2 protein-coding genes and 1 tRNA gene are annotated in these 2,064 nt (G+C 72.7%); all 3 read right to left on the reverse strand.

From position 1 onward, the window contains the following. Nucleotides 1-90: 90 nt before the first annotated feature. Nucleotides 91-164 (reverse strand) — tRNA-Thr (locus ACFRMQ_RS40360). 79 nt (nt 165-243) lie between these two features. After that, nucleotides 244-894, reverse strand: a complete 651-nt coding sequence (leuE, locus tag ACFRMQ_RS40365; protein WP_380735896.1) for a leucine efflux protein LeuE — start codon at nt 892-894, stop codon at nt 244-246. Between the two features lie 106 nt (nt 895-1,000). Continuing rightward, nucleotides 1,001-2,064 (reverse strand): alpha/beta hydrolase (locus tag ACFRMQ_RS40370; RefSeq protein ID WP_380735897.1); only part of this gene is annotated, 1,064 nt, incomplete at its 5' end.

The raw sequence follows: 2,064 nt of genomic DNA on the forward strand, positions 1-2,064 counted from the left end.
GGTCGGCCGCAAGGCGCCGGCAGGCGGTGGCGTGGGAGGGCACCTGCCGGTGATGGCCCGGATGTGCGTCTCGGGACCGGCTTGAAGAAGAGCCGCCTGCGGGATTCGAACCCGCGACCTACGCATTACGAGTGCGTTGCTCTGGCCAACTGAGCTAAGGCGGCACCGTTGCCGTGTGCTGGCAACGCGGGTCAGTCTACACAGGTTCGCCGGTGATCCGTACCCGGGTATCCGGGCGTGGGGTCAGGTGGAGGAGACGGCGAGCTTGGCGGCGAAGCCGGCGAAGAGGACGGCGACGCCGCTGGTGAGGGTGGCGGAGAGGCGCTTGCGGCGGCGGAAGGCGGTGGCGAGGGTGGTGCCCGCGAAGATCAGGAGGGAGAGGTAGAGGAAGCTGAAGGTCTGGAGGACCCCGCCGAGGAGGGCGAAGGAGAGGGCGGGCTGCCCGTAGGAGGGGTCGACGAACTGGGTGAAGAAGGAGAGCAGGAAGAGGATCGCCTTCGGGTTGAGGAGGCTGATCACCAGGGCGCGGCGGAAGGGGTTCTCGGTGGACTCGGGGGCCGGCTCGACGGTGGGGTCGGCGGCGGCGCGGCGTTCGCGCCACAGTTCGCGGGCGGCGCGGAGCATGCCGTAGCCGATCCAGAGCAGGTAGGCGGCGCCGCCGAACTTGACCACGGCGAAGACGGCCGGGTTGGCCTTGAGCAGGGAGGCCGCCCCGAGCGAGGTGAGGCTGATCAGGGTGAGGTCGCCGACGAAGACGCCGGCCGCCGCCCGGTAGCCGGTCCGGACGCCCTTGCGGGCCGCGACGGACAGCACGTACAGGGAGTTGGGGCCGGGTAGCAGGACGATGACGAGGGCGCCCAGGACGTACGTCGCAAGGTCGTTGACTCCGAGCACGATGAACTCCGGTGCGGGCGAGGGTGGCAGGGGGCGCTCATCGTAACGTCGTACCAGTGGGCGATTGAAGTGATAACTATCTTTCGAGACACCGGCCCCGGACGCCCTACCGGTCGCAGCGCTTGCCCCGTTCTGGAGCCTCCCCGGTCAGCAGGAAGCGGTTCACCGCGTCGTCCACGCAGGTGACGTGCCGTCCGTACGCGGTGTGGCCGTCGCCGTCGAAGGTGAGCAGCCGGCCGGACTCCAGCTGGTCGGCCAGTGACCGGGCCCAGGCGTACGGGGTGGCCGGGTCGCGGGTGGTGCCGATGACGACGATCGGGGCGGCCCCGGCGGCCCGGATGGTGTGCGCCGCCCCGGTGGCCGGGACCGGCCAGTAGGTGCAGGCCAGCGCCATCCAGGCCATGTCGCGCCCGAAGTGCGGGGAGACCCGCTCGAACTCCGGCACCGCCCGCTGGGCGTCCTCCGGCCCGCGGAACGGGGCGGGCAGGTCGAGGCAGTTCACCGCGGTGTTGGCGAACATCAGGTTGGGGTACGAGCCGTCCGCCTCGCGCCCGTAGTACTCGTCGGAGAGCTTCAGCAGAGCGGTGCCGTCGCCGGCCTTGGCGTCGGCGAGCGCCGCGCGCAGCTTAGGCCAGAGGAAGTCGGCGTACATGGCCTCGATGACGCCGGTGGTCGCCTGGGACCCGGTGAGCCGGCGGCCGCCGCCCGTGGTGGGCAGCGGGTCGGTGCGGGCGCCCGCGAGCAGGGCCGTGAGCTGCTCGCCGACCTGCTGCTCGGTGCGGCCGAGCGGGCAGTCCTCGCGCTTGGCGCAGTCCTTCGCGAACGCGGTCCAGGCGGTCTCGAAGCCGCCGGCCTGGGTGCGGTTGCCGGTGACGGAGTCCAGCGCCGGGTCCATCGCGCCGTCGAGCACCAGCCGCCCCGCCCGGCCCGGGAAGAGCCCGGCGTAGGTGGCGCCGAGGAAGGTGCCGTAGGACTTGCCGACGAAGTTCAGCTTCTCGTCGCCCAGCAGGGCGCGGAGCACGTCCATGTCGCGGGCGGCCTCGACAGTGCCGAGGTGGCCGAGCGCCGGGCCGGCCTGCTGCCGGCAGCCCTCGGCGAACTCCTTGTCGGCGGCGGCCCCCCCGGCGCGGGCCCCGCGGGGGCCCGGGGGCCCGGGGGCCCGGGGGTTGG

The sequence above is a fragment of the Kitasatospora sp. NPDC056783 genome (genome assembly GCF_042789895.1).
In the GTDB taxonomy this organism is placed as follows: domain Bacteria; phylum Actinomycetota; class Actinomycetes; order Streptomycetales; family Streptomycetaceae; genus Kitasatospora.